Raw genomic sequence first — 21,412 nt, 5'->3', positions numbered from 1 at the left:
GCCGTCATACCTTCGGCCTCGCCGCCGGCCACAATCCGACGCCGATCAAGTAGTCGATAAGCGCAGCCCGGACCGCGGCATTACCGCGACCGGCGGATCTCGCTGCATGCCGACCAGAGCGCACGCCGCTCGGATCGCCATCCCTTCCGCGTCGGTAAGGTCGAGTCCGGCAAGGGCGCCCTCGGGGTCGAGATGGCGCAAGGCTTCGATAGGGTCAACGCGATCAGGCTTGACGAGACGCTATCCTCCCAACGCATCCGGGTCGACCTCACCGAAGCTGGCGAGCACTACACCCTCCGCGAAGTCACCGCTGTCCGGATCACCCGTGCGTGAGAATGCGATGGCGCCGACATTGCCGGTCGCCGTCGCCACGGCTTGCGCACGGCGCCGGGCCGCTTCGCTATTCAGTGCTTCCTTTGCCTCTCCCGGCGACAACATGCCGTCCTCATCCCGCAGGAAAGGCACCACGACGTAATAGGTCACGTTCGTCATCATCATCCCCCGACCATTTGCCGCGATCGTAGCAGAACCCTTGTCGTCGTTCTCTATCTGTTCACATTCTGGCAGATGGTTCGCCCGAAGACACTCGCGCAATATCCCTGGGTCGTGGTGCGGATCAATTGCGTGCTGTGCGATCGGCGCGGCTGCTACCGCTTGGCCCGCCTGGCGGCCCGCTACGGTCCGGAGCAGAGCCTTGAGGGCCTTCTTGCCGACCTCGCACACGACTGCCCGTGGTGGCGCTCGAACCCGAGAAAGTACGAGCCGCGCTGCGGCGCCCGCTTCGTCGATCTCGACCACAACCTGCCGCCGATCGATCATCCGAACGAGCCGGTGCATCGCCGCCGGCCTCCCGCTCGTGAAGACGTGCCGAAACGGCCTGCCGCTTCCCAGCCGCGGCTTCCTGGCGAGGTGCCTCGGCTCTCGACGTGGCCGCATCCCGAGATCATCGTGGCCTGTGCCAGATGCGGGCGCCGCGACGTTCTCCTGGTCGAGCACCTTCGCTTGTCCATCCCGGGCGGCGACGCGCGGTTGACGGATCTCCTGGTCATCTTGACGTCGGAATGCCCGCGGCGCCGGTCGCAATCGGTCTATGAGCAATGCGGGGCACTTTTCGAGCGACCCGGCTGATGAAGCCGTCGGGCGAAGGGCCTATTCCGATGTACGCGCGCCGCAACCCGCGCACGCCATCATCGCGGCAAGCGCAGCGCCTAAGACAACCATCTTCACGAGCTCCCCCTGACGGGGAATGTGCGCGCGGGATTGCGTGTCAGCGCTGTAACCGGCAGTCCGGGCTGTGAACGGGTGTCAGAGATCCTGCCACTTACGAAAGGTCGGATTGGCCGGCATCCATTTCCAATCCTGGATTCGGACTGGCTTTCCCTCTCCAGGTGCGTGGATCATCGTTCGGCCGCCTGGATCGGCAACGATTCCGACATGCGTTTTCCAACAAATGATGTCTCCTTTGTCGGGGCTCTCGACATCTTGAAATAACCGACAGGTCAGCAACGCCTGGGCACCAAGGTCTTTCCTTGAAGCAAGGCCAGCCTCAGGGAACACCTCGTCATAGATCGCCCTTACGAGACCGGAGCAATCCGTCGGCCGAAGCTTATGAAGAGCAAGGCCATCAAGCGGCTTAGCTGATTTGGCCCCGAACTGGTACGGAGTTCCCAAGAACCAGCGAGCCACTGCGACAAGCCGCTCTCGTGGAGAAAGCTGTTTTTCATCATACCAGCGATCAATCAGTGCAACCACTTCGTCACCTGGGCAAAGCGAGAAAACCGGACTTAGATAGCAAGCACACCTGACCCGATTTCAGCCATCGGCCGGATGAGTTCCGCCAGGTCGGTCTCTTGAACGAGGTCGGCCGCAATCCGTGGTGCCAGCCAGAAGCTCTGCCTCTCGCACCGCTCTGCCCAATCATCCAGCTCGCGCTGAACCCAAAGCGGGTAGACCGTCACCTGAACGAGTTCGAACCGGTCGGGAAAGCGCTTGAAGTAGGAATAGCTGCCGAGCGGCTTTCGCTTCACCTTTCCCACGAGACCGGCCTCTTGCCGGGCCTCGATCGCTGCGGCCTCCCAATCCTTCAGCCCCTTCATAGGCCAGCCTTTTGGGATGACCCATTGCTTGGTCTCTCGCGAAGTGATGAGCATCACCCGCACGCCGCCGAGTCCGTCCACCATCAACGGGAGCGCGGCGACTTGTTTGAGGGGAATGGCCTTTGCCGATTTCACAGCCGGGAGCGTACCGTATGGTTGGAGGCCTGTCTGTGATAAGCCTCATACCATGTGCCAGCGTGGATCACCGTGCGGTCGAGGTTTGTCGGAATTGACGCGCACCAGCCTCGCGCAAGGATCCCGCGGCAGCCTCGACACCAACTTGAACCGGCTTTGTTGGCTCGATCTGCCTTTGTATCTTTCTACTGCGGCGATGTGCGCAGATACGTTTTCACCGCTTGCACGTTGCTTCCGCATGAAGACATCAGCACAAGGCGGCAGCGACACGGTTGCCCAGTTGAAGCAAGACATTCACGTCGCTCGGGCCGGCGAAGGTGTCGCCGTGCATGATCTTGGCCTCTCACCACTTGGCACTGACGATGAAGCCGGTGGCCATTCGCCCCTACCAGAAGAGATCGCGCTGGCTCGTCGGCAAGAGGCATCAACCAGCAAAGCTGCCCTTCGAGCCGACCCGTCCTCAGGCGTCGCCAAGAAGGTCTGGCCCATTGTCGCGATGATGGCGTTAGTAGGCGTCGTCGTGCTCGTGGTCATGGCAAAGGTCATCGGCGGGATTTGATGAATTGCGGAGTGCAGTGCGACCTCAATGTAGCGACCTGCAAAAGGTAGGATGCTTGGATGCCCAGCAATCTTCCCCCTCGCAAAACACGCCGATTCGTCCGCATCCGTCGCCAAAGCATTTTCCCCTACATCATGCTTTTTATCCTCAGCGCGATCATCGTGATAGTGGGATCCAAGCCACGGCCGATTGAAGATCTGAGCGCGAGCGTGTCGCGAGGCAAGTGAGTTGCTTCCCGATGACAGGCCGCGACTGTTAGAGAGCGCACCTCTCGGCTGGCGAAGCACGACAGTGCCGGGCGGCCCGGCCAACCCTCTCGAAGCAGGCGTGCCGACGCGCCGCCATCCGTATATCTGAGGTACGCGGCGGCGCGTCTGCCGGGCCACAATGCTGGATCAGGGTTGACGCGAGGTGAACGGGATCTCCGCCGCCTACAAGGCCCAAGGCGATGCATTGCTGATCGAGGGCCAGGCCAAGATGTGGCTGGCTGATGAGTACGACGCTGCGCACAAGAACACCCGCAGCTCTCGCCGCGGGTGTCTCGCGTTGACTTGCCTGCCTACTGACCGCGGCCAGGAGGCTTTAACAAGCGGTGTCAGGCTGCGGCAGCAGCCTTCTTGCGCTTAGCCGCATAGCCCATAGCACCGAGGGCCAGGAGAGCCGCGCCGAACATGGGGGCAGAGGATGGAAGCGGGACTGCTGACACACCGCTTGTGTAATCCAAGACGTCGGCCCCGTCGGTAACCGCAACCCCGTAGTTCAGGCCGCCGGGCGTATTGCCGTTGCTCCAGAGGTTCACGGCATCACCGCCGGCAATTGTGAACACCAGGCCGTAGATGTCGAACGCGCCACCGTGGAACGGATAGTCGGTCGCGGTCTGCGGCGATCCGCTTGGATAGAATAGATTGTCGTAGTGAAGCCCCGGTGAGGGGTGTCCGGAGCCATCATCAACGCCATTGGTGACAGTGAAGAGGCTAAAACTAGCGGGCGCAAGCAGGTTGCCAGGCTCCGGGTCCACCTGATTTAAACTTGCAAAGCCGGTTACGGCTGCATTCGTGATGCCAAGCCCGTTGTTGGTGTCGGAAAACGTGCCGCTTACCGAATCGATGGTATACGCGCCAACAGGGTCGTACTGATTCGGCGAAGTACCCAACGGGCCGGTATTCGGATCGGGTGAGACCGTAAGGGTCAACGCGGCAGCCACACCTGGACCGCTGAAGCTCAGGTTCAGTGTCTGCGCTTGTGAGATGCTTGGGATCATAACGGCCGTCGCTACGGCCAAGCCCGCCCAAAGACTGCTTTGCATGCGCCTCCTCCTTTTTTCGCCATTCGAGCTTTTTCGAATTGGGAATCCAGTTACGGTGGAGACATGACAAATTGTCAATCTTGGTTAATTACGAAGCGTCGGGGGCACTCGGGTTGGCCGTATGGTTCGCCATCCTTCCGCACCCGGGCGTCGCTCCGCCAGACTCTTGCGGTCGCTACGCGCCTACCGGATCGTACGCAAAAAACCTCATGCCGCGCGAAACGGTTAGTTTGGGGCCTTAGTTGATTCAGCCGCTCGTGGCTTTGTCAAAGGCGCGGTATACCAGAAAAACTCCAAGGCTAAACAATGCGGCAGACACAAATGCGGCGACGATGGCCATCCACATGGTTCGGATAGCCCATTTGTTTGCCTGAACCGTTGATCGGCTGTGCTCGAAGTTGCGAAGGTAGGCTGCGAATAGTTCCAGCGGTGTAGGAACCGTGTGTGCAATCAGCATGAAGTTGATGTAGCCGAGTGCCATAGGCACAACCGCGAAGACGAGACCTACGCAAAACGAGCACAGGGCAAAGCTAACCCCATTCACGAGCTTCGCTGCAAGCAACGCGGATGCGTCGGTCGTCCGGGCGATGAGCGCTCCAATGAGGGAGAGAACTGCTACCGCCGCACCGCCATTCAGCAGGAACAGCGATCGGATGGTCGCGGTGCCGTAATCTTTCGAGAATTCGATTGCCTTGGACCGATCCTGATGGACGCGATCAGCATAGGCCTTCTCGGCGTCGTCCATCCTTCCGGAAATGAAATCAGGATCCTGATTGCTCAAGTTGAACCTTCCGTCATTTGATTTCGCTGTTTCCAATCCTAAGCAGGTGACCTCGAGCTAGGTTCGCGTCCCGACCGCCGGACCTGCCTCGATCAACCCTTCATGGACAAGCCGGTCTTCCAAAATCTTCCGAATCATCTCAGAGCGCGAGGGTTTGGGATCTGGCTGACGGTCGGAGTAGGCATCGAGTCCGGCAACAATCTCATCAGTAAGTCTGGATGTGACTGCGGGGCCTCGCCCTGTCGCAGGACGACCGCGTCCTTTTTTCTGGTGTACCTTTATTGACGTGTCCATGATAAAGGTGTACCAGAAAGGCGGGCTGGGCGAAAGGGTGCAACCTTCCGATCCAGCCCTGACCACACCGAAACTTCTTGGAGTCTCGCCATGGCTGCTCCCGCCAATAGCACACCTATGCCTGACGGTCCGCCACTTGGCGCCGTCGGCCGCATTCCTTGCCGAGTGGATCTCGAAAGCGAGTTCCTGGCCCTAAGCGCGCTCCGGGACCGCACTACGGCTCGGCTGTATGAGCTGCTCGACATCCTCATCCCGCCCAGCCCGATCAGGCTCGCCGCTGCAGCCCCGCCGCGCGCCGGCCTTGTCCAGGCGCATCCTGGAGTCCTCCTTTTCAAGGGAGGGCGCGATGCTTGATCATCAGCTCTCAGACATTCTGGCTGACGGTGCCTTCTCGCCCGACACGCTGCGCACCTTGGCTCGACTCCGAAGGAAGCAAGCAGAAGCCGCGATCGAGATCCTGATCGAGGCCCTCGACGCCTTGGACGGCGATCCCGAGGTCGAGCCGACGCTTGGCTCGCCGGAAGGATGGATGGGGACGTCCTCCCTGGGCGGCTCATGTGTGGTGACCGTTGGCACGCTTGACCAGCGCCGATGGGCCGCGGGCAAGCGATCACCGAAATTCGATGATTGCGAGCCTGTCTGCGAAGACGAAGGCGCTTGCATCCAAAGCCAGCCACACGATGAGGAGCCCGACAACGAGCCCTCGCTTGCGGCCCTCGATTCGCGGCTGGATCAGAGGGATTGGGCTGGGCGCCCGAATGAGCAAAGCTGCGAAGAACAGGACGGTTGGCGCCGGCCGGTGAAGCGCCGCAAGCGCTACACCGAGGATCCGAAATCGGTTGCTCGCCGCGCCGGCAGGAACCTTGCCGAGATGCTTGGCCAGCCTGCGGCGCCGCCGCCGAGCACCCTCCGCGTAATCGGCTTCGCTGACTGACATCCCTGGCCCGGCCTTCTTCGCGGGGGTCGGCCTGCTTCCGATATGCTTCCGATGTCGTTTCTACCGGAAGCAAACTTATCTGAAAAGGGCATCTAAGTGGTTGATTTCATTGGCGCGCTCGAAGAGATTCGAACTCCTGACCCCCAGATTCGTAGTCTGGTGCTCTATCCAGCTGAGCTACGAGCGCGCACAAGATGAACCAGAAACGGGCCGCAGCGCGCTTTGGTCAACCATGGGCGGAGAGTTAGTGGGTCGCGCGGCATTTGGCAACTGGTTTAACGCGATCACGCGTCCAATGTTCTGGCATCGATGAGCGCAGGGTTCGACATGTGGGCGTCCCTCACAGGAACGTATCCCGGCCGGATCGACCGCTCGTCGAGATGACGATGGCAGTCGTGCTTCAGCGAGCACGCACCGCGCCAGCCGATTGCACGTTCAAACGAGTGCGTGACCCTCGGAACCAGTCCAGCGCATGTGATGAACCGGCAGGCCGGATCGTGAGCTGACCCCGTCGCCGACAACCACAAAGCCTTCGCTCAGGTAGAGGCCAAGCGCGCGCGTGTTCATCACATTCACGGTCAGCGATAAGCCAACAGGGGACCGTTCCTTGGCCAGGTGTAGAAGCTGTCGCCCGACACCGCGCCGCTGCACGGCAAGAGCCGTGACCAATTGGTCGACCTCCTGCTTGCCAGGATCGACCGTCACAAAACCCTGAACACGGTCCGCCGCATCGAAAGCGGCAAGAAGGATGGCGCCCTCTTGTCGCAATGTACCGAGGTATTGGGTGAACCACGGCCGACGTGCGTCAAAGTCGATGTGAGGCAGCAGGGCCGTCCAGGCTTCGGCCCAGACATCGACCATCGCCGCAAAATCGCGATCGTCCGCCTCTCGGATCGAAAGGGTCACCGTTCCGTCAATTTGAGCTCGATGCGTCGATTGCGGCGCAAGGCTTCCTCGCTGTCGCCGGGGTCGATCGGCTGGAACTCACCGAAACCGGCAGCGAGCAGCCGCTGCGGGTCGACGCCCTTTGTCACCAGATATTGCACCACCGCGATGGCGCGCGATGCAGACAGGTCCCAGTTCGATTTGAACTGCGGCGACGTGATGGGGCGCTTGTCGGTGTGGCCATCGACGCGCAGGATCCACGGGATGTCCGGTGGGATCTCACGCTCGAGATCGATGATGGCGGCGGCCAGCTGGTCCATTCCAGCCCGCCCGTCCGGACTCATGGTGGCTTGCCCCGAGTCGAACAGAACCTCCGATTGGAACACGAAGCGATCGCCGACGACCCGGATGCCGGGCCGATTGCCGAGGATCTCCCTCAGCCGTCCGAAGAAATCCGACCTGTAGCGGGCGAGTTCCTGGACCTTCTGGGCCAAGGCCACATTGAGGCGGGATCCGAGTTCGGCAATCCTGGCCTGGCTCTCCTTATCGCGCGATTCGGAAGCGCCGAGCGCGTCTTCCAGAGCTGACAATTGCTTGCGAAGGGCGGAAATCTGCTGGTTCAGGATATCGATCTGGGCAAACGCCCGCGCCGTATTGTCCTTTTCTTTTGCCACAGCGGCAGTCTCGGAGCTCGCCTGCGCGGCCTCCGACGCACCGGCCAGGACGCCGGCATCGATCACGCCCTGCAGGCGGTTCCGCTCCTTGGTGGTCGCATCGAGCGTCGATTGCAGCGAGGCGAGACTCGATTGATCGCTGGTCGATTTCGACCGTTCCAGCGCCAGCAGTGAGGTCAGTTCCTCGATCTGCCGGTTGAGCCGGCTCAAGGCCGAGTCCTTGCCGGTCACCTCACGTGACATGTAGAACTGCGACAGCATGAAGACGGAAAGCAGGAAGGTGATGACGAGAAGCATCACCGACAGCGCATCGACGAAGCCGGGCCAATAGTCGACCTGACGGTGGCTACGCCGGGCGCGGGCGAGCGCCATCAGCGCATCTCCTTCTCACGCACCATGCGTTCCAGCAGGCGGCGCGTCTCGTTGCTCTGGCTCGATTGAGTCTCGACCCAGTCGCGGATCAATTGCTGCTCCGAGCGCATGTGCTGCACGAGCCCTTGGATGCCCTCGGCGAGATTGGCCATGGCAACGGTTGCGGCCCGGCTGCTCGACTGGTCGGTTCCGGCCGCGATCTTGTCGAGCGCGGCCTGCAGCCCCGGCGGAAGCGCGACGGCCGCAGCCTCGGAGCCCTCACCGGCGGCTTCGGTGGTGAAGGTCGACAGCGTGTCTTCCAGTTCGGTGAAGAAACGATTTTGCGCCTGCCCGGCCTGAAGGTCCAGAAAGCCCAGCACGAGCGAGCCCGACAAGCCGAACAGCGACGAGGTGAAGGAGACGCTCATGCCGGCGATCGGCGCCGCCAAGCCATTCTTGAGATCGTCGAACATCGTCCCGGCATCGCCGGTGACCTGCATGGACTGGATGACGCCCGAGATCGAGCCCACCGTTGCAAGCAAACCCCAGAAGGTCCCGAGCAAGCCGAGAAAAATCAGCAGGCCTGTGAGGTAGCGCGCGAGCTCGCGAGACTCGTCGAGCCGGGACCCGACCGCATCGAGCACGGCGCGCAGGGTGAGTGTCGGGATCGCGCGATCCGTCGATCCCTGGCGGAAGATGGTGGTCAGCGGCGCCAGCAGAACCGGCGGGGGCGCGTCGTTGGTCTGTTGCCGGAGTCCATTGACCCACCGCACCTCGCGAAACAGGCGGATGACCTGTCGCAAGCCAAGGATCACACCGATTGCCGCGACGCCGAAAATGAGCCCGTTGAGGGCCGGATTGGCCAGGAAGGCTGTCTGGATCTGCCGATAGAGGATCAGAGCCACGAAGCCGACAAGGATCAGGAAAACCACCATCCTGACCAGGAAGACCCGGGGTGAGGACAGGCGAAAGGGATCACCACGTGAGGCCATCAATCCGATCCGGTTGCGGCCACGCGCGCGCTCCCGCACAGCCTTTTGCAACCTTTAACAGAATGGTTCCGGGAACTCACGCGAAACCGCCACGGATCGTTTGGCTCAATGCGCCTGCCGAAGTGTGGCGAGCATGTTGCGGTGAATATACTCATTGCCGGCCACGATACTGCCGCCGTCGAGGACGTCGTCTTTGCCGTCGGCCGTGCTGACGAACCCTCCGGCCTCGCGCACCAGGAGGATGCCGGCGGCGACATCCCAGCTATGGATGTTGCGCTCCCAATAGCCATCGAACCGCCCGGCGGCCACGGACGCGAGATCGAGGGCCGCGGAACCCAGGCGCCGCATGTTGCCGGCAACCGCCAGGAGCGCCCCGAACTCGGCGCGGAACACGGGATGATGCTTGGCCCTCGCGAGCGGCGGGATGCCGCAGCCTATCAACGACTCGGCCAGGTTGCGACGCGCCGCGACGCGCAACCGGGTGTTGTTGAGAAAGGCGCCCTGCCCCTTCTCGGTCACATACATCTCGTCCGTTGCCGGGTTGAAGATGAGGCCCGCCACGATCTGCTCGTCGCGCACCAGCGCGATCGAAATGGCGAAGACCGGGAGGCCATGCAGGAAATTCGTGGTGCCGTCGAGTGGGTCGATGTGCCAGGTGTGGCTCTTGTCCGTTCCCTCGACGACCCCGCCCTCCTCCATGATGAATCCATAGCCGGGCCGGGCGCGCGACAATTCCTCGAACAGGACCTTCTCGGCCCGTTTGTCGGCGGCCGTCACGAAGTCCCCTGGCCCTTTGATCGAGACCTGCAGGTTCTCGATCTCACCGAGATCACGCTTGAGGCCTCGCCCCGCCTTTTGGGCGGCTGCGGTCATGACGGTCATCAGGGCGGAACGGATCATAAGACAGGTCCAAGCATGGAAGCAGGCGGCGTCAAAGCAAATTCGGCGGCAAAGCGCCACCCCTGCGGCCTTCCAGGGCCGGTGGAACGATGCGCGTTCAGGGCCGGCGGGCGCCGTCCAGCTGCCGTGCCACACGTTCGATCCGCCGCGCGGCTTCCTCGATCGAGCCCGCAACGGCTTCGCCCGCCGCGGCGACCCGCGCCTCGATCTCCGCGTCGAGCCCGCTCAGGCGCTTCACTTCGCTTTCGAGATCCTCGATCTTCTGGTCGGCGCGGCTGAGATCGTCCGCAATGGTCAGCGCTGCCATCACGGTCAGGCGCTGATCGCCGATTTCGCCGAAATGGCCTCGAAGCTCGGTGATCTTCGCGTCGAGGCGCGCCGCCAGTTCCGTGAGATGGCCTTCCTCGCCATCGTCGCAAGCCATGCGATAATTGCGACCGGCGATGGAAACGCTGACTTGGGCCATTGCTCTTCTATATCGCGGTCAGGGCTGCGGAGGTTCTTCGGGCGGGGCCTGATCGAGAAGCGCCGTGCAGGCCTCGCTCATGCGATCGAGACGTTCCGCGACCGCGCGGTTGGCGCGCTCGACACGCTCGGTTTTGGTGAGTGCCCGGTCGAGATCGTCGGCGAGGCGCGCGCGGTCCTCCGCCATAACGGACAGTTCCTGTTCGAGATCCCCGCGGGCCGCGTCGGCCTGCATGCGCCGCTCAACGGCGGCGTCCAGAAGATCAAGCGCGGACGTCAAGCTCTTGACGGCATTGTGCAAGCGGTCGGGCAACGCCATGGATCAAAACAGCCATCCTTGCCTGTAGCGGCGGCAACAGCTTTGCCGTACAAGCTGCGGCTTGAAAAGGGGTGTCGTCCCGCGGGGCGGCCGTTTTCCGAACCACCCCGTCTGATTCGGCGTGCCGGCGCGCTCCAAGTTCAAGATTGCTGAGCGGAACGGCTTGAGGCAAGTCGTCCGTGTGAAGGAGAAAACGAAATGACCGTGAAAGTTGCCATCAACGGCTTCGGACGTATCGGACGGAACATCCTCCGGGCCATTGTGGAATCGGGACGCACCGACATTCAGGTGGTGGCGATCAACGATCTCGGCCCGGTCGAGACCAATGCCCACCTGCTGCGATTCGACAGCGTGCATGGCCGCTTTCCGCACAAGGTGGAGGTCTCGGGCGACACGATCGACGTTGGCTACGGCCCCATCAAGGTCACGGCCATCAAGGATCCGTCGACGCTGCCGCACGCGGACCTCGGCATCGACATCGCCATGGAATGCACCGGCATCTTCACCTCGAAGGACAAGGCTTCGGCTCATCTCAAGGCCGGCGCCAAGCGCGTCCTGGTCTCGGCCCCGGCCGACGGCGCCGATGCGACGATCGTCTACGGCGTAAACGACAAGACGCTCACGAAGGATCATCTGATCGTCTCGAACGGGTCCTGCACCACCAACTGCCTCGCGCCCATCGCCAAGGTGCTCAATGAGACCGTCGGGATCGAGCATGGTTTCATGACGACGATCCATAGCTACACGGGCGACCAGCCGACGCTCGACACGATGCACAAGGACCTCTACCGGGCGCGCGCGGCCTCGCTGTCGTCGATCCCGACCTCCACGGGTGCCGCAAAGGCCATCGGCCTCGTGCTGCCGGAACTCGCGGGCAAGCTCGACGGATCGGCAATCCGGGTGCCGACCCCCAATGTGTCGCTCGTTGACCTGAAGATCGTGACGAAGCGCGCGACCAGCATCGCGGAGATCAACGAGGCCATGAAGAAGGCCGCCGAAGGCGAACTCGAGGGCGTGCTCGGCTACACGACGCAGCCGAACGTCTCCAGCGACTTCAACCACGACCCCCGGTCCTCGATCTTCCACATGGATCAGACCAAGGTGATCAACGGCACCTTCGTGCGCGTCGTGTCCTGGTACGACAACGAATGGGGCTTCTCGAACCGCATGGGCGACACGGCCATCGCCATGGCGAAGCTCATCTAGCGGTCACCGCCTCCCTCGCGCTCCCGCTATAAGGCGTCCACTCGTCAGGGAAGAATCTCCTTTTCCCTTGTGAAGAGGAGATGAGGTTGAGTGTGGGAGCGGATCGAGTTTTTTAAAAACGAAGCGTCGGGTCGGTCGTTGCGCCCCCTGCCCCTGCCGGCGAGGGAAAGGGCAAGCGGCCTTCCTGATCCGAGATGTATGAACCCAAGCTCTTCCGTTCGCACGGGAGAATGACGACGGAGACTTCCATGAGCGATTTCAGCACTCTCGACGATGCGGATCTGGCCGGTAAAAGGGTCCTGGTCCGTGTCGATCTGAACGTTCCGATGGAAAACGGCCGGGTGAGCGACACCACCCGGATCGAGCGCGTGGTACCGACCATCCGACATATCGCCGATGCTGGCGGGAAAGTGATCCTGCTCGCTCACTTCGGACGGCCGAAGGGCGGACCGGACGAGATCAATTCGCTCCGGCGCGTGGCCGAGGCCATGATCGACCATGTCGGTCACCACGTGAGCTTCGTGCCGCATACGATTGGAGAGCCGGCCGTCGCGGCTGTCACCGCCATGAAGAACGGTGACGTGCTGCTGCTCGAAAACACGCGGTTTCACAAGGGTGAGGAAAAGAACGAAGACGCCTTCATCGACGAGCTCGCGGCGCTGGGCGACATCTACGTCAACGACGCCTTCTCGGCCGCCCATCGTGCCCATGCCTCCACCGAAGGTCTCGCCCGACGTCTTCCAGCCTATGCGGGCCGCTCGATGCAGGCCGAACTCGATGCGTTGACACGCGCGCTTGAAAAGCCGGAACGTCCCGTGGCCGCGATCGTGGGCGGGGCCAAGGTCTCGACCAAGCTCGATCTCTTGGGCAATCTGGTCAAGAAGGTCGATATCCTGATCATCGGCGGCGGCATGGCCAACACGTTCCTGGCCGCGCAGGGCAAGGATGTCGGCAAATCATTATGTGAGCACGACCTCACGGATACGGCCAGACAGATCCTCGCCAACGCGGGTAAGTGCGAGATCGTGCTTCCCGTCGACGCGACGGTCGCCAAGGAGTTCAAGGCCGGCGCCGCGTCTCGGGTCGTCGATGTCGACAACGTCGCGCCCGACGAAATGATTCTCGACATTGGACCGAAGTCGATCGATGCGATCACAGCCATCTTGCAACGCGCCAAGACGATCGTGTGGAACGGACCGTTCGGCGCCTTCGAGCTGAAGCCCTTCGACACCGGCACGACCCGTGTGGCGCAAGCCGCCGCGAAGCTGACGGAAAGCGGGTCTCTGGTTACGGTTGCGGGCGGAGGCGATACGGTATCGGCGCTGAATGGCGCCGGCGTCGCCGACCACTTCACCTACCTTTCGACCGCAGGCGGGGCATTCTTGGAATGGCTGGAGGGCAAGGTGCTTCCGGGCGTCGAGGCGCTGCGCCGGCGATAGGCCCCGACTGCATCAAAACTGACGCGGGCTCGTCGAAGCAATCATCACAGGTGGAATTCACATGCGCGGTGCCTTGATCGGCTGCGGGTTCTTCGCCCAGAACCATCTCAATGCCTGGCGCGACATGCGGGCAGAGGGCATCGAGCTCGTCGCAGTTTGCGATATCGACCCGGTCAAGGCGAAAGCGGCCGCCGACACCTTCGGTGTTCCTCGCCATTACACCGACCCGCAAACCCTGTTCGAGAGCGAGCAGCTCGATTTCGTCGACATCGCGACCCGCATGGAGACGCATCACGATCTGGTGTGCCTCGCTGTCCGTCACGGGGTGCGAACGATCGTCCAGAAACCTTTCGCGTCCGACTGGCAGCAATGTGTGTCGATGGTCGAGACCGCCAGGGCTGCGCGCGTGCCGCTTGCGGTCCATGAAAATTTTCGCTTTCAGGCGCCGATGCAGGCGGTCCGCGAGGTTCTCGCTTCCGGTGCGATCGGGGCACCGACGTGGGGCCGCTTCGCGTTCCGCACCGGCTTCGATGTCTACAAAACCCAGCCCTATTTTCATCAGGATAAGAAGCTCGCCATTCTGGATGTCGGCATTCACGTTCTGGATCTCGCCCGCGTCTTCCTGGGCGAGGTGCGCCATCTGTCTTGCGAAACCCAGCAGCGCAATCCGCGAAATGTCGGCGAAGACACGGCCACCATGCTTCTTCGCCATACGTCGGGCGCCGTTAGCCTCGTCGAATGCACCTACGAGGCGCGACAGATTCCGGATTCCTTTCCCCAGACGCTCGTCACCATCGAAGGCGAGACAGGCTCCATCAAAGTGCATGAGGATTTCCGGATGGTCGTGACATCCGGGAATGAGGTAAGTGAGCGTTCGATCGGATCCCCTCTGCTGCCGTGGACGCAAGCGCCCTGGCATGTGGCTCAGGAAAGCGTGCTGCTCACCCAGAGGGCTATCATCGCGGCGTGGCGGGCCGGCCGCGAGGCCGAGACCAGCGGAGCAGACAACCTCAACACCTACGCCTTGGTGGATGCCGCCTATGCGGCCGCCGAGAGCGGCCGGGCCGTGGCACCCGAGGTCTGGCGCGGCGAGACGATCGCGGTCGCTTCAGTCCGCCGGTAGTATGATTTCGCCGTTTTCCGCGATCAGGGCCGTGAAGGCACCCAGGGGCGCGAAGAAAGCCCGCTTCAGCTTCCCAATCTTGCTCGTGTCAGCCACGAGGTAACTCTCGCGCGCCAGCGACAAGACCTTCCGCTTGACCTGAGCCTCATGAAAATGCTCGCAGGTGGCGCCGCGCTTGGCGTCGACCCCGGCCGCCGACAGGAACGCGACATTGATGCCGATCCCGTCGAGGAGCGCCAGATCCTGGTGTGCCGAGAACGAAGCCGAGGCCGGGTAGAACAATCCCCCCAACATCAGCATCGTGATGTTGGGCCGCCGCGCCAGCCGTTCGGCGACGTTCAGGGCATAGCAGATCACCGTGACGGCAGCCGTGTCGGGGATGAGGTCGATCATATGGATCAGCGTCGTCCCACAGTCGATGAAGATCGTTTCCTCGTCCCGGATGTGTTTGGCCGCATGAACGCAAGCGTCTCGCTTCGCCTGGGCATGGCTGTCCGCCGCGGTTGCGAGTTCGTAGGGTCTGTCGGGTTCGATTTCGGAAGCCAGCATGATGTGGCCGCCGAGGTAAGTGAATTGGTCGGCGTGGTCGGCGATGTCGCGCCGGACCGTCATTTCAGAGACGCCGAGCATGCTGGCCGCGTCGCGAAGATGCATCACGCGCCGCTCGGAGAGCCCATCGGCAAGGGCGGCGACGCGCTTGGCCTTGCTCACCGCCATCGACGCTCGACCTCGCCCCTCAGCTGTTCACACTCAACGTTTCCCATGACGATGACAAACCCATCCGTCGCGTCATGTGGCCCAATGGATGGAGCGGCTACTCGCCATAAGGCACCCAGATGTTCTTCACTTGGGTGGCATGACGCAGATATTCCCGTCCTTGCCCCTGCTCGGCCGAGAACCAGTCGCGCACCCGGCCATCGCTGACCCAGGTGCCTTTGAGGTTGGCGGCCGAGGCTTTTTCGACCGCGGCGCACCCCTGGCGCGAGCCCACATACCACAGGGCCGCGACGTCGTGGTGTTCAGCCAGTGTTCGTGCCAGAGGCTCCCGTTCCCCCGTGACGATATTGACGACGCCGGCCGGCACATCGCTCGTGTCGAGAACCTGATAGAACTCCGTGGCGAGAAGCGGCTGAACGACCGAGGGAACGATCACGGCGCGGTTGCCCATGGCGATCGCCGGCATCAGCAAGGACACGAAGCCCAAAAGCGGCGCCTCGTCAGGGCAGACGAGACCCATGACGCCCCAGGGCTCATGCATGGCCAAGGTGACATGGCGGGACCGGGTGGCATGAACCTGCCCGTCATATTTGTCGGCCCAGGCGGCGTAGAAAAAGGTACGTTCGACGGCGGCCGCCACTTCGCGCTCCGCCCGCTCCGGCGACGCGCCAGTCGCCAAGAGACGTTGCGCGAATTCGGGCGCCCGCGCGTGCAGGTTTTCGGCCACGTAGTAGAGAACCTGCGCGCGGTTGTGGGCGGTGGCGGCACCCCAGGCGCCAGCCTTGGCGGCGGCCTCGACCGCGTTGCGGATGTCCTTCCGATTGCCGAGGCCAACCTGCCCCAGCGGCGCTCCCGCGGCATCGCGGACCGTCGTGGAATAGCCTGAGTCCGGACGGGTCTGCTTGCCGCCGATGTAGAGCTTGGCCGTGCGGTCGATGGTCAGCGTAGCCGCTCCCCCGGCGTCGGTCTCGGCCGGCAGGGCCGACAGCGTCAGGGCCGGTACGTCTTCCGCCTTTGGCAAGCTTTTCAGCCAAGCGGGAACGAGATACTCGGCCAGTCCCTCGCGACCGCCCTCGCGGCCAAATCCGCTTTCCTTGTAGCCGCCGAAGCCGGCGGCGGCATCGAACATATTGGTCGAATTCACCCACACGACGCCCGCCTTCACCTTGGCGGCCGTGTCGAGCGCGAGGTTGATGTTTTCCGACCAGATGGAGGCGGCAAGGCCGTAACGGGTGTTATTGGCGAGCGCCACGGCCTCGTCGGGCGTCCGGAACGTCATGGAGACGGCCACGGGGCCAAAGATCTCGACCTCGGCTATGGTGGAGGCTGGCGCCACGTCGGTGAACAGCGTCGGCGGGAAGAAGCAACCATTCTGCGGCAGAGCCGTATCGGCCTGGAAGAGAGTTGCGCCCTCCTGCTCGCCTTTCGCCACCAGCTCGCGAATCCGCTGGAGCTGGACGGGCGCCACGATGGCGCCGACGTCGACCGACTTGTCGAGCGGATCGCCGACCCGCAGCGTCGCCATGCGCCGCTTCAGCTTGGCGTGGAATCGTGCCGCGACACCTTCCTGCACCAGGAGCCGCGAGCCGGCACAGCAGACCTGACCCTGGTTGAACCAGATGGCATCGACAACGCCCTCGACCGCGCCATCGAGGTCGGCGTCCTCGAACACGATGAAGGGAGACTTGCCGCCAAGTTCGAGCGAAAGTTTCTTGCCCGAACCCGCCGTCTGCTCGCGGATCAGCCGGCCGACGTCGGTCGAACCCGTGAATGCGACCTTGTCGATCCCGGGGTGCTTCACGAGAGCCGCGCCTGTCGCGCCGTCACCGGTGACGATATTGACGACGCCCCTGGGCAGCCCGGCCTCCCGGCAAACCTCTGCGAAGGCCAAGGCCGTGAGCGGCGTGAATTCGGCCGGCTTCAAGACCACGGTGTTGCCCGCCGCGAGCGCCGGCGCGATCTTCCAGGCCAGCATCAGAAGCGGGAAGTTCCAGGGAATGATCTGACCGCAGACGCCGACCGGCGCGTGGTCCGGAAACTCGCTGGCGATGAGTTCGGCCCAGCCGGCGTGATGATAGAAATGCCGGGCAACGAGCGGGATGTCGATATCGCGCGACTCTCGGATCGGCTTGCCATTGTCGATGGATTCCAGCACCGACAGGAAGCGTTCACGCTTCTGGATGTGGCGCGCCAAAGCATAAAGGTGCCGAGCGCGAATGTGGCCGGGTGTCGCCGACCATCCTGCGAGGGCGGCCCGGGCCGCCTCAACCGCGGCATCGACATCTTGGGAGCTTCCCTGCGAGACCGTGGCGATTGTCTCATCCCGCGCCGGGTCTCGCACCTCGAAGGTCTGATCTGCGACAGGCGTCGTGAAACGGCCGTCGATGAAGTGGCCAAAGCCCGCGGCATGCGCCTTCAGCCACTCCCGCACATGATCGGCGGCTTCGGGCGCAGGGCCATAATCCATAGTTTCGAGGATCTCTTTGATCTGGGGCATCGAGGGGGTCCGCTATGCGTCCCTTCTCCCGTGCGAGCGGGAGAAGGTGGCCCGGCGCAGCCGGGTCGGATGAGGGGAAGCTCGGCGTTGAGGTGACCCTCATCCGCACTACCGGGCACCTTCTCCCGCTCGTGCGGGAGAAGGGAGGACGCTTCGCTAGGCCATCGCGTGGTGGGCTGCCGAAGCATATTGGCCCGTGACGTGATGTTCGAGCTGGCGTTCGATATCGGCCAGCATCGAGCTCGCGCCGATGCGGAAGAGGTCGGGCTGCAGCCAGGGATGGCCGAGTTCCTCTTTCATCAGGGTCAGCCAATTCAAGGCATCCTTGGCGGTCTTGAGGCCGCCGGCGGGTTTGAAGCCGACGCGCTCGCCGGTCAAGTCGCCGTAGTCCCGCAAGGCCCGGATCATCGTCAGGCTGACCGGCATGGTGGCGTTGACGTCTTCCTTTCCGGTCGAGGTCTTGATGAAATCCGCGCCGGCCTGCATGGCCACCATCGAGGCCTTGTAGACGTTGCGCAGGGTTTTCAAATCGCCGGTTCCCAGGATCGCCTTGAGGTGGGCCGGCCCGCAGGCCTCACGCATGGCCGCGACCTCGTCGTAAAGTGCCTGCCACTCGCCGAGAAGCACATGCGCACGGGTGATCACGATGTCGATCTCGCCCGCACCTTCCTCGACCGCGTAGCGGATTTCCGCGAGCCGCTGCGGCAACGGGGTGAGGCCGGCGGGAAACCCAGTGGCGACCGAGGCGACCGGAATTCCGGACCCGCGCAGCGCTTTCACGGCGGGCGCGACCATGGTGGGATAGACGCAAACAGCCCCGACCTTCGGGGGTGCGTCGCCGAGACCGAGCGCCTCGACGAGGTCGTCACGGAGGGGCCTGCGGGCTTTCATGGCCAGGCGGTGGACGCGGCCGGGCGTATCGTCGCCCGCCAAGGTCGTCAGATCGATGCAGGTGATCGCCTTGACGAGCCACGCCGCCTGATAGTTCTTCTTGACTGAGCGCCGTGTACCCATCGTGGCCGCGCGCCGCTCGATGGCGCTCAGATTGACCTGAATCGTGTCGAACCATTCGGGCTTCAGGGCCGTGCCCGGGTTGCGGTGTTCCGACGGACCAACGAGCGCCTTTGGCAAGACGCTCTTGACGGTCTGCAGCGCCGTCTTCGCACGCGAGGGCCTGGTGCCGTCCTGCTGAATGGGTGAACTGTCCTGTGTCATCGTTGTTCATCCGATATGGCGTAGCCGCCGCCGTCCGCCGGTCGAAGCAGCACAGCCAAGGGGAACTGCGGCCTGCTTCTTCGATCCGCCAAGTCCAACACCCTTACCTCTAAGCTGCCTGCAAATCGGAAGCATCGTTGAATGCCTCGGTAAGCCGCCTGTTCCGATTGCTTAGTGTGAAGGACCTTTGCCGCCCCAGCTTGACGCCCCTGAGATCTTGATGCAATTCTCACTCAACAATGTGACAATTATAACAATCGCGCAAGACGAAATTGAAGATGGGAGAAAATCAGAGTTGACGCCATCTTTGACGCCCACGACCTCCATTTCTCTCGATCGAAGCTTTTTCGGCGCAAAGGAGCAGATCCTGCTGCGGCATGGCCCGCTGAGCGCGACGCTGTTTCGCTACGACACCGGCGTCGAGGCGATCCGCATTGCCAATGCGCGGGGAAGCGTGACCGTTCTCCCTATCTCGGGCAGATGATCTGGCGCGCCGCATTCGATGGCGTGGAACTCGCGATGCAGAGCATGTTCGATCAGCCGCGCCAGGCCACCGGCATTGTGGAAACCTACGGCTGCCTCGCTTATCACGCAGGGCTTTTGCGCAACGGCGTCCCGACGGCTGAGGATACGCATCCTCTCCATGGGGAAATGTCATGCATGCCGATGGACAAGGCCGGGCTCGCCTGCGGCGAGGACAGTCTCGGCGCCTACATCGCGATTACGGGTTTGCGTGACTACGCCATGGGCTTTGGAGCCCACTATCGCGCGACGCCGCACGTCATCCTGAGAGAGGATGCGACGGCCTTCACGGTGGTGATGGAGGCTGAAAACCTTTCGGCGGCCTCCATGGACCTGATGTACCTCTGCCACGCGAACTTCGCCTTCGTAGAAGGCGGCCGCATCGTGCAACCCGTGCCCTTCGACACGGCCCATGTGGTGACCCGTACCGCGATCCCGGCCCATGTCAGGCCGAACGATGACTATCGCACACTGCTCGCCGATCTGGCCGAGCACCCAGCCCGTATGGAACGGTTCACCGAGCCGGCCAGGTACGATCCCGAGCAGGTGTTCTACATCAAGGGCCTGCGCGGCGGTCCCGATGGTCTCGTACGTTTCATGCTGCAGCGTCCCCAAGGCGACGGCTTTACTGTTGCCTACGATCCCCGATCGATGCCCCATGCGATCCGATGGGTGCTGGCGAACAGCGATCAACGCACCTGCGCTTTCGCGATGCCGGGCACCTGCGAGCCGGAGGGCTACGCGGCCGAGCGCCGCAAGGGCCACGTGCGCTCACTTCCCGGCGGCGCCCGCGTGGCTTTTTCGACGGAGCTTGGTTATGTCGACACTGAGGCTGCGGTAAAGCTTGCCCGGCTCATCGAGGTAAGGGAGGTCTGACATGGCAGGACGGATCGCCGTCATCGGCAGCAACATGGTCGACCTTGTCACCTATGTCACGCGGATGCCGGCCAAGGGAGAAACGCTCGAGGCGCGCTCCTTCGAGATGGGTCACGGCGGCAAGGGTGCCAACCAAGCCGTCGCGGCCGCCAAACTCGGTGCCGATGTGCTGCTGCTCACCAAAGTCGGCGATGACACGTTCGCGGATAATACGATCGGCAACCTCAAGGCGTGCGGAGTCGACGTGAGCCACGTCGTCAAAGTGCCCGGCCGGTCGAGCGGTGTCGCGCCCATCATGGTGGATCCGTCCGGCGAGAACTCGATTCTCATCGTGAAAGGCGCCAATGACGACCTGCTGCCGCCCGACATCGAAGCCGCGGCCGAGGATCTCAAGCGTTGCGACCTCATCCTTCTGCAGCTGGAAATCCCGGTCGAGACCGTTTACGCAGCCGTCGCGTTCGGCAAGCGGCACGGCATCAAGACATTGCTCAATCCCGCGCCCGCCCTGCCCGACCTCGACCCCGAGCGCATCAAGGACGCGACCTTTCTGGTGCCCAACGAGACCGAGCTTGCGATCCTCACCGGCCTGCCTGTCGGCACGCCCGATGAGATAGCAACAGCCGCTCTCAGCCTGATCGGAAAAGGGATCGAGACCGTGATCGTGACCATGGGATCGCGTGGCGCGCTTCTCGTGACACCCGGTCAGACCAGCACGATCGCGCCAGTGCCCGTATCGCCGGTCGACACGACGGGGGCGGGAGACGCCTTCATCGGCAGCTTCGCCCGGTATTTCGTGGCAGGTGACGCGCTTGATGTCGCCCTTGGCAAGGCTGCTGCCTATGCGGCCGATTCGATCACCCGGCGAGGGACGCAGAAGGCTTATGCGACCGAGAGGGAGTTTTTAAGCCGAGCGGCGACACCGGTTTAGCATCCGACAATACACTATACGCGGTAACGGCTTTCGGATGTCTATTCCGCTCGTCTCGCGTCATGCTAAGACAATGCGAGGGTGCAATATTCCGAGGCCTGCCCGTGAGGCGGCACGTGTAGGGCATCGCATCAACCGGCCGCAGAATCCGGGCAAATCGAAAACGTTCAACATCAGCTGAGACCGCTTGGTTTC

Annotated in this window: 25 protein-coding genes and 1 tRNA gene; 11 read left to right on the top strand and 15 right to left on the bottom strand. The window is 62.9% G+C overall.

Features of this window, described 5'->3' with window-relative positions:
• Nucleotides 1-240: 240 nt before the first annotated feature.
• Nucleotides 241-498 (bottom strand): hypothetical protein, encoded by a 258-nt coding sequence (locus M8523_RS02510; protein ID WP_428349658.1) that lies wholly within the window; start codon nucleotides 496-498, stop codon nucleotides 241-243.
• 69 nt (nucleotides 499-567) lie between these two features.
• Between M8523_RS02510 and M8523_RS02505 the strand changes: the two genes are divergently transcribed.
• A complete protein-coding gene (locus M8523_RS02505) occupies nucleotides 568-1,128 on the top strand; it encodes a hypothetical protein (protein WP_282583230.1) in 561 nt (186 codons plus the stop codon).
• 177 nt (nucleotides 1,129-1,305) lie between these two features.
• Here the strand turns inward: M8523_RS02505 and M8523_RS02500 are convergent, their stop codons facing one another.
• On the bottom strand, nucleotides 1,306-1,752 hold the full coding sequence (locus M8523_RS02500) for a C40 family peptidase (protein ID WP_282583229.1): 447 nt from the start codon (nucleotides 1,750-1,752) through the stop codon (nucleotides 1,306-1,308).
• Nucleotides 1,753-1,784: 32 nt separating this feature from the next.
• Nucleotides 1,785-2,231, bottom strand: coding sequence for an NUDIX hydrolase (locus M8523_RS02495; protein ID WP_282583228.1), 447 nt, complete (start codon nucleotides 2,229-2,231; stop codon nucleotides 1,785-1,787).
• 94 nt (nucleotides 2,232-2,325) lie between these two features.
• Between M8523_RS02495 and M8523_RS02490 the strand changes: the two genes are divergently transcribed.
• Nucleotides 2,326-2,790, top strand: coding sequence for a hypothetical protein (locus M8523_RS02490; protein ID WP_282583227.1), 465 nt, complete (start codon nucleotides 2,326-2,328; stop codon nucleotides 2,788-2,790).
• Nucleotides 2,791-2,849: 59 nt separating this feature from the next.
• The gene (locus M8523_RS02485) at nucleotides 2,850-3,017 is read left to right on the top strand and encodes a hypothetical protein (RefSeq protein ID WP_282583226.1); all 168 of its coding nucleotides are present in this window, start codon (nucleotides 2,850-2,852) and stop codon (nucleotides 3,015-3,017) included.
• A 368-nt stretch (nucleotides 3,018-3,385) separates the two neighbouring features.
• Here the strand turns inward: M8523_RS02485 and M8523_RS02480 are convergent, their stop codons facing one another.
• Nucleotides 3,386-4,096: a hypothetical protein gene (locus M8523_RS02480; RefSeq protein ID WP_282583225.1), complete on the bottom strand. Its 711-nt coding sequence runs from the start codon at nucleotides 4,094-4,096 to the stop codon at nucleotides 3,386-3,388.
• 247 nt (nucleotides 4,097-4,343) lie between these two features.
• On the bottom strand, nucleotides 4,344-4,877 hold the full coding sequence (locus M8523_RS02475) for a hypothetical protein (RefSeq protein WP_282583224.1): 534 nt from the start codon (nucleotides 4,875-4,877) through the stop codon (nucleotides 4,344-4,346).
• Nucleotides 4,878-5,261: 384 nt separating this feature from the next.
• On the opposite strand from M8523_RS02475, the gene M8523_RS02470 reads away from it, so the two are divergent.
• Together M8523_RS02470 and M8523_RS02465 are read left to right on the top strand one after the other, a co-directional pair.
• Nucleotides 5,262-5,525: a hypothetical protein gene (locus tag M8523_RS02470; protein WP_282583223.1), complete on the top strand. Its 264-nt coding sequence runs from the start codon at nucleotides 5,262-5,264 to the stop codon at nucleotides 5,523-5,525.
• Nucleotides 5,518-6,105 (top strand): hypothetical protein, encoded by a 588-nt coding sequence (locus M8523_RS02465; protein WP_282583222.1) that lies wholly within the window; start codon nucleotides 5,518-5,520, stop codon nucleotides 6,103-6,105. The genes M8523_RS02470 and M8523_RS02465 overlap by 8 nt, the downstream gene beginning before the upstream one ends.
• A gap of 113 nt (nucleotides 6,106-6,218) precedes the next feature.
• Here M8523_RS02465 and M8523_RS02460 read toward each other — a convergent pair.
• From M8523_RS02460 to M8523_RS02430, 7 genes are all read right to left on the bottom strand, one after another.
• Nucleotides 6,219-6,295: transfer RNA gene (locus M8523_RS02460), tRNA-Arg, on the bottom strand.
• Between the two features lie 248 nt (nucleotides 6,296-6,543).
• Entirely contained in the window at nucleotides 6,544-7,014 is a 471-nt protein-coding gene (locus tag M8523_RS02455; protein WP_282583221.1) for a GNAT family N-acetyltransferase, read from the bottom strand.
• Complete coding sequence (locus M8523_RS02450) at nucleotides 7,011-8,039, bottom strand: peptidoglycan -binding protein (protein ID WP_282583220.1); 1,029 nt, start codon at nucleotides 8,037-8,039, stop codon at nucleotides 7,011-7,013. The genes M8523_RS02455 and M8523_RS02450 overlap by 4 nt, the downstream gene beginning before the upstream one ends.
• Nucleotides 8,039-9,010 (bottom strand): flagellar motor protein MotA, encoded by a 972-nt coding sequence (locus M8523_RS02445; RefSeq protein ID WP_282583219.1) that lies wholly within the window; start codon nucleotides 9,008-9,010, stop codon nucleotides 8,039-8,041. Before M8523_RS02445 ends, M8523_RS02450 begins: the two co-directional genes overlap by 1 nt.
• Nucleotides 9,011-9,115: 105 nt before the next feature.
• Complete coding sequence (locus M8523_RS02440; protein ID WP_282583218.1) at nucleotides 9,116-9,910, bottom strand: inositol monophosphatase family protein; 795 nt, start codon at nucleotides 9,908-9,910, stop codon at nucleotides 9,116-9,118.
• Nucleotides 9,911-10,007: 97 nt separating this feature from the next.
• Nucleotides 10,008-10,376, bottom strand: coding sequence for a cell division protein ZapA (locus M8523_RS02435; protein WP_282583217.1), 369 nt, complete (start codon nucleotides 10,374-10,376; stop codon nucleotides 10,008-10,010).
• An 18-nt stretch (nucleotides 10,377-10,394) separates the two neighbouring features.
• Nucleotides 10,395-10,694, bottom strand: a complete 300-nt coding sequence (locus M8523_RS02430) for a DUF4164 family protein (RefSeq protein ID WP_282583216.1) — start codon at nucleotides 10,692-10,694, stop codon at nucleotides 10,395-10,397.
• Between the two features lie 198 nt (nucleotides 10,695-10,892).
• Between M8523_RS02430 and gap the strand changes: the two genes are divergently transcribed.
• From gap to M8523_RS02415, 3 genes are all read left to right on the top strand, one after another.
• Complete coding sequence (gap, locus tag M8523_RS02425) at nucleotides 10,893-11,900, top strand: type I glyceraldehyde-3-phosphate dehydrogenase (protein ID WP_282583215.1); 1,008 nt, start codon at nucleotides 10,893-10,895, stop codon at nucleotides 11,898-11,900.
• A gap of 248 nt (nucleotides 11,901-12,148) precedes the next feature.
• Nucleotides 12,149-13,339 carry a phosphoglycerate kinase gene (locus tag M8523_RS02420; RefSeq protein ID WP_282583214.1) on the top strand — a complete coding sequence of 397 codons (1,191 nt, stop codon included), beginning with the start codon at nucleotides 12,149-12,151 and terminating at the stop codon, nucleotides 13,337-13,339.
• A gap of 61 nt (nucleotides 13,340-13,400) precedes the next feature.
• Nucleotides 13,401-14,462, top strand: a complete 1,062-nt coding sequence (locus M8523_RS02415; protein WP_282583213.1) for a Gfo/Idh/MocA family oxidoreductase — start codon at nucleotides 13,401-13,403, stop codon at nucleotides 14,460-14,462.
• On the opposite strand, the gene M8523_RS02410 is transcribed toward M8523_RS02415, so the two are convergent.
• The 3 genes from M8523_RS02410 to deoC form a co-directional block, all read right to left on the bottom strand.
• On the bottom strand, nucleotides 14,448-15,179 hold the full coding sequence (locus M8523_RS02410) for a DeoR/GlpR family DNA-binding transcription regulator (protein ID WP_282583212.1): 732 nt from the start codon (nucleotides 15,177-15,179) through the stop codon (nucleotides 14,448-14,450). The genes M8523_RS02415 and M8523_RS02410 overlap by 15 nt on opposite strands.
• Nucleotides 15,180-15,276: 97 nt before the next feature.
• Nucleotides 15,277-17,676: an aldehyde dehydrogenase family protein gene (locus M8523_RS02405; RefSeq protein ID WP_282583211.1), complete on the bottom strand. Its 2,400-nt coding sequence runs from the start codon at nucleotides 17,674-17,676 to the stop codon at nucleotides 15,277-15,279.
• A gap of 156 nt (nucleotides 17,677-17,832) precedes the next feature.
• On the bottom strand, nucleotides 17,833-18,891 hold the full coding sequence (deoC, locus tag M8523_RS02400) for a deoxyribose-phosphate aldolase (RefSeq protein ID WP_282583210.1): 1,059 nt from the start codon (nucleotides 18,889-18,891) through the stop codon (nucleotides 17,833-17,835).
• 220 nt (nucleotides 18,892-19,111) lie between these two features.
• On the opposite strand from deoC, the gene M8523_RS02395 reads away from it, so the two are divergent.
• Genes M8523_RS02395 through rbsK form a run of 3 tightly spaced genes read left to right on the top strand, consistent with a single transcriptional unit; the run spans nucleotide 19,112 to nucleotide 21,217 of the window.
• A complete protein-coding gene (locus M8523_RS02395; RefSeq protein WP_282583209.1) occupies nucleotides 19,112-19,375 on the top strand; it encodes a hypothetical protein in 264 nt (87 codons plus the stop codon).
• A 35-nt stretch (nucleotides 19,376-19,410) separates the two neighbouring features.
• Nucleotides 19,411-20,289 (top strand): DUF4432 family protein, encoded by an 879-nt coding sequence (locus tag M8523_RS02390; RefSeq protein WP_282583208.1) that lies wholly within the window; start codon nucleotides 19,411-19,413, stop codon nucleotides 20,287-20,289.
• A 1-nt stretch (nucleotide 20,290) separates the two neighbouring features.
• On the top strand, nucleotides 20,291-21,217 hold the full coding sequence (rbsK, locus tag M8523_RS02385) for a ribokinase (RefSeq protein WP_282583207.1): 927 nt from the start codon (nucleotides 20,291-20,293) through the stop codon (nucleotides 21,215-21,217).
• Nucleotides 21,218-21,412: the final 195 nt, after the last annotated feature.

This window comes from Lichenifustis flavocetrariae, assembly GCF_026130545.1.
GTDB lineage: Bacteria > Pseudomonadota > Alphaproteobacteria > Rhizobiales > Beijerinckiaceae > Lichenihabitans > Lichenihabitans flavocetrariae.
This window is presented reverse-complemented; position numbering and strand designations above follow the sequence as displayed.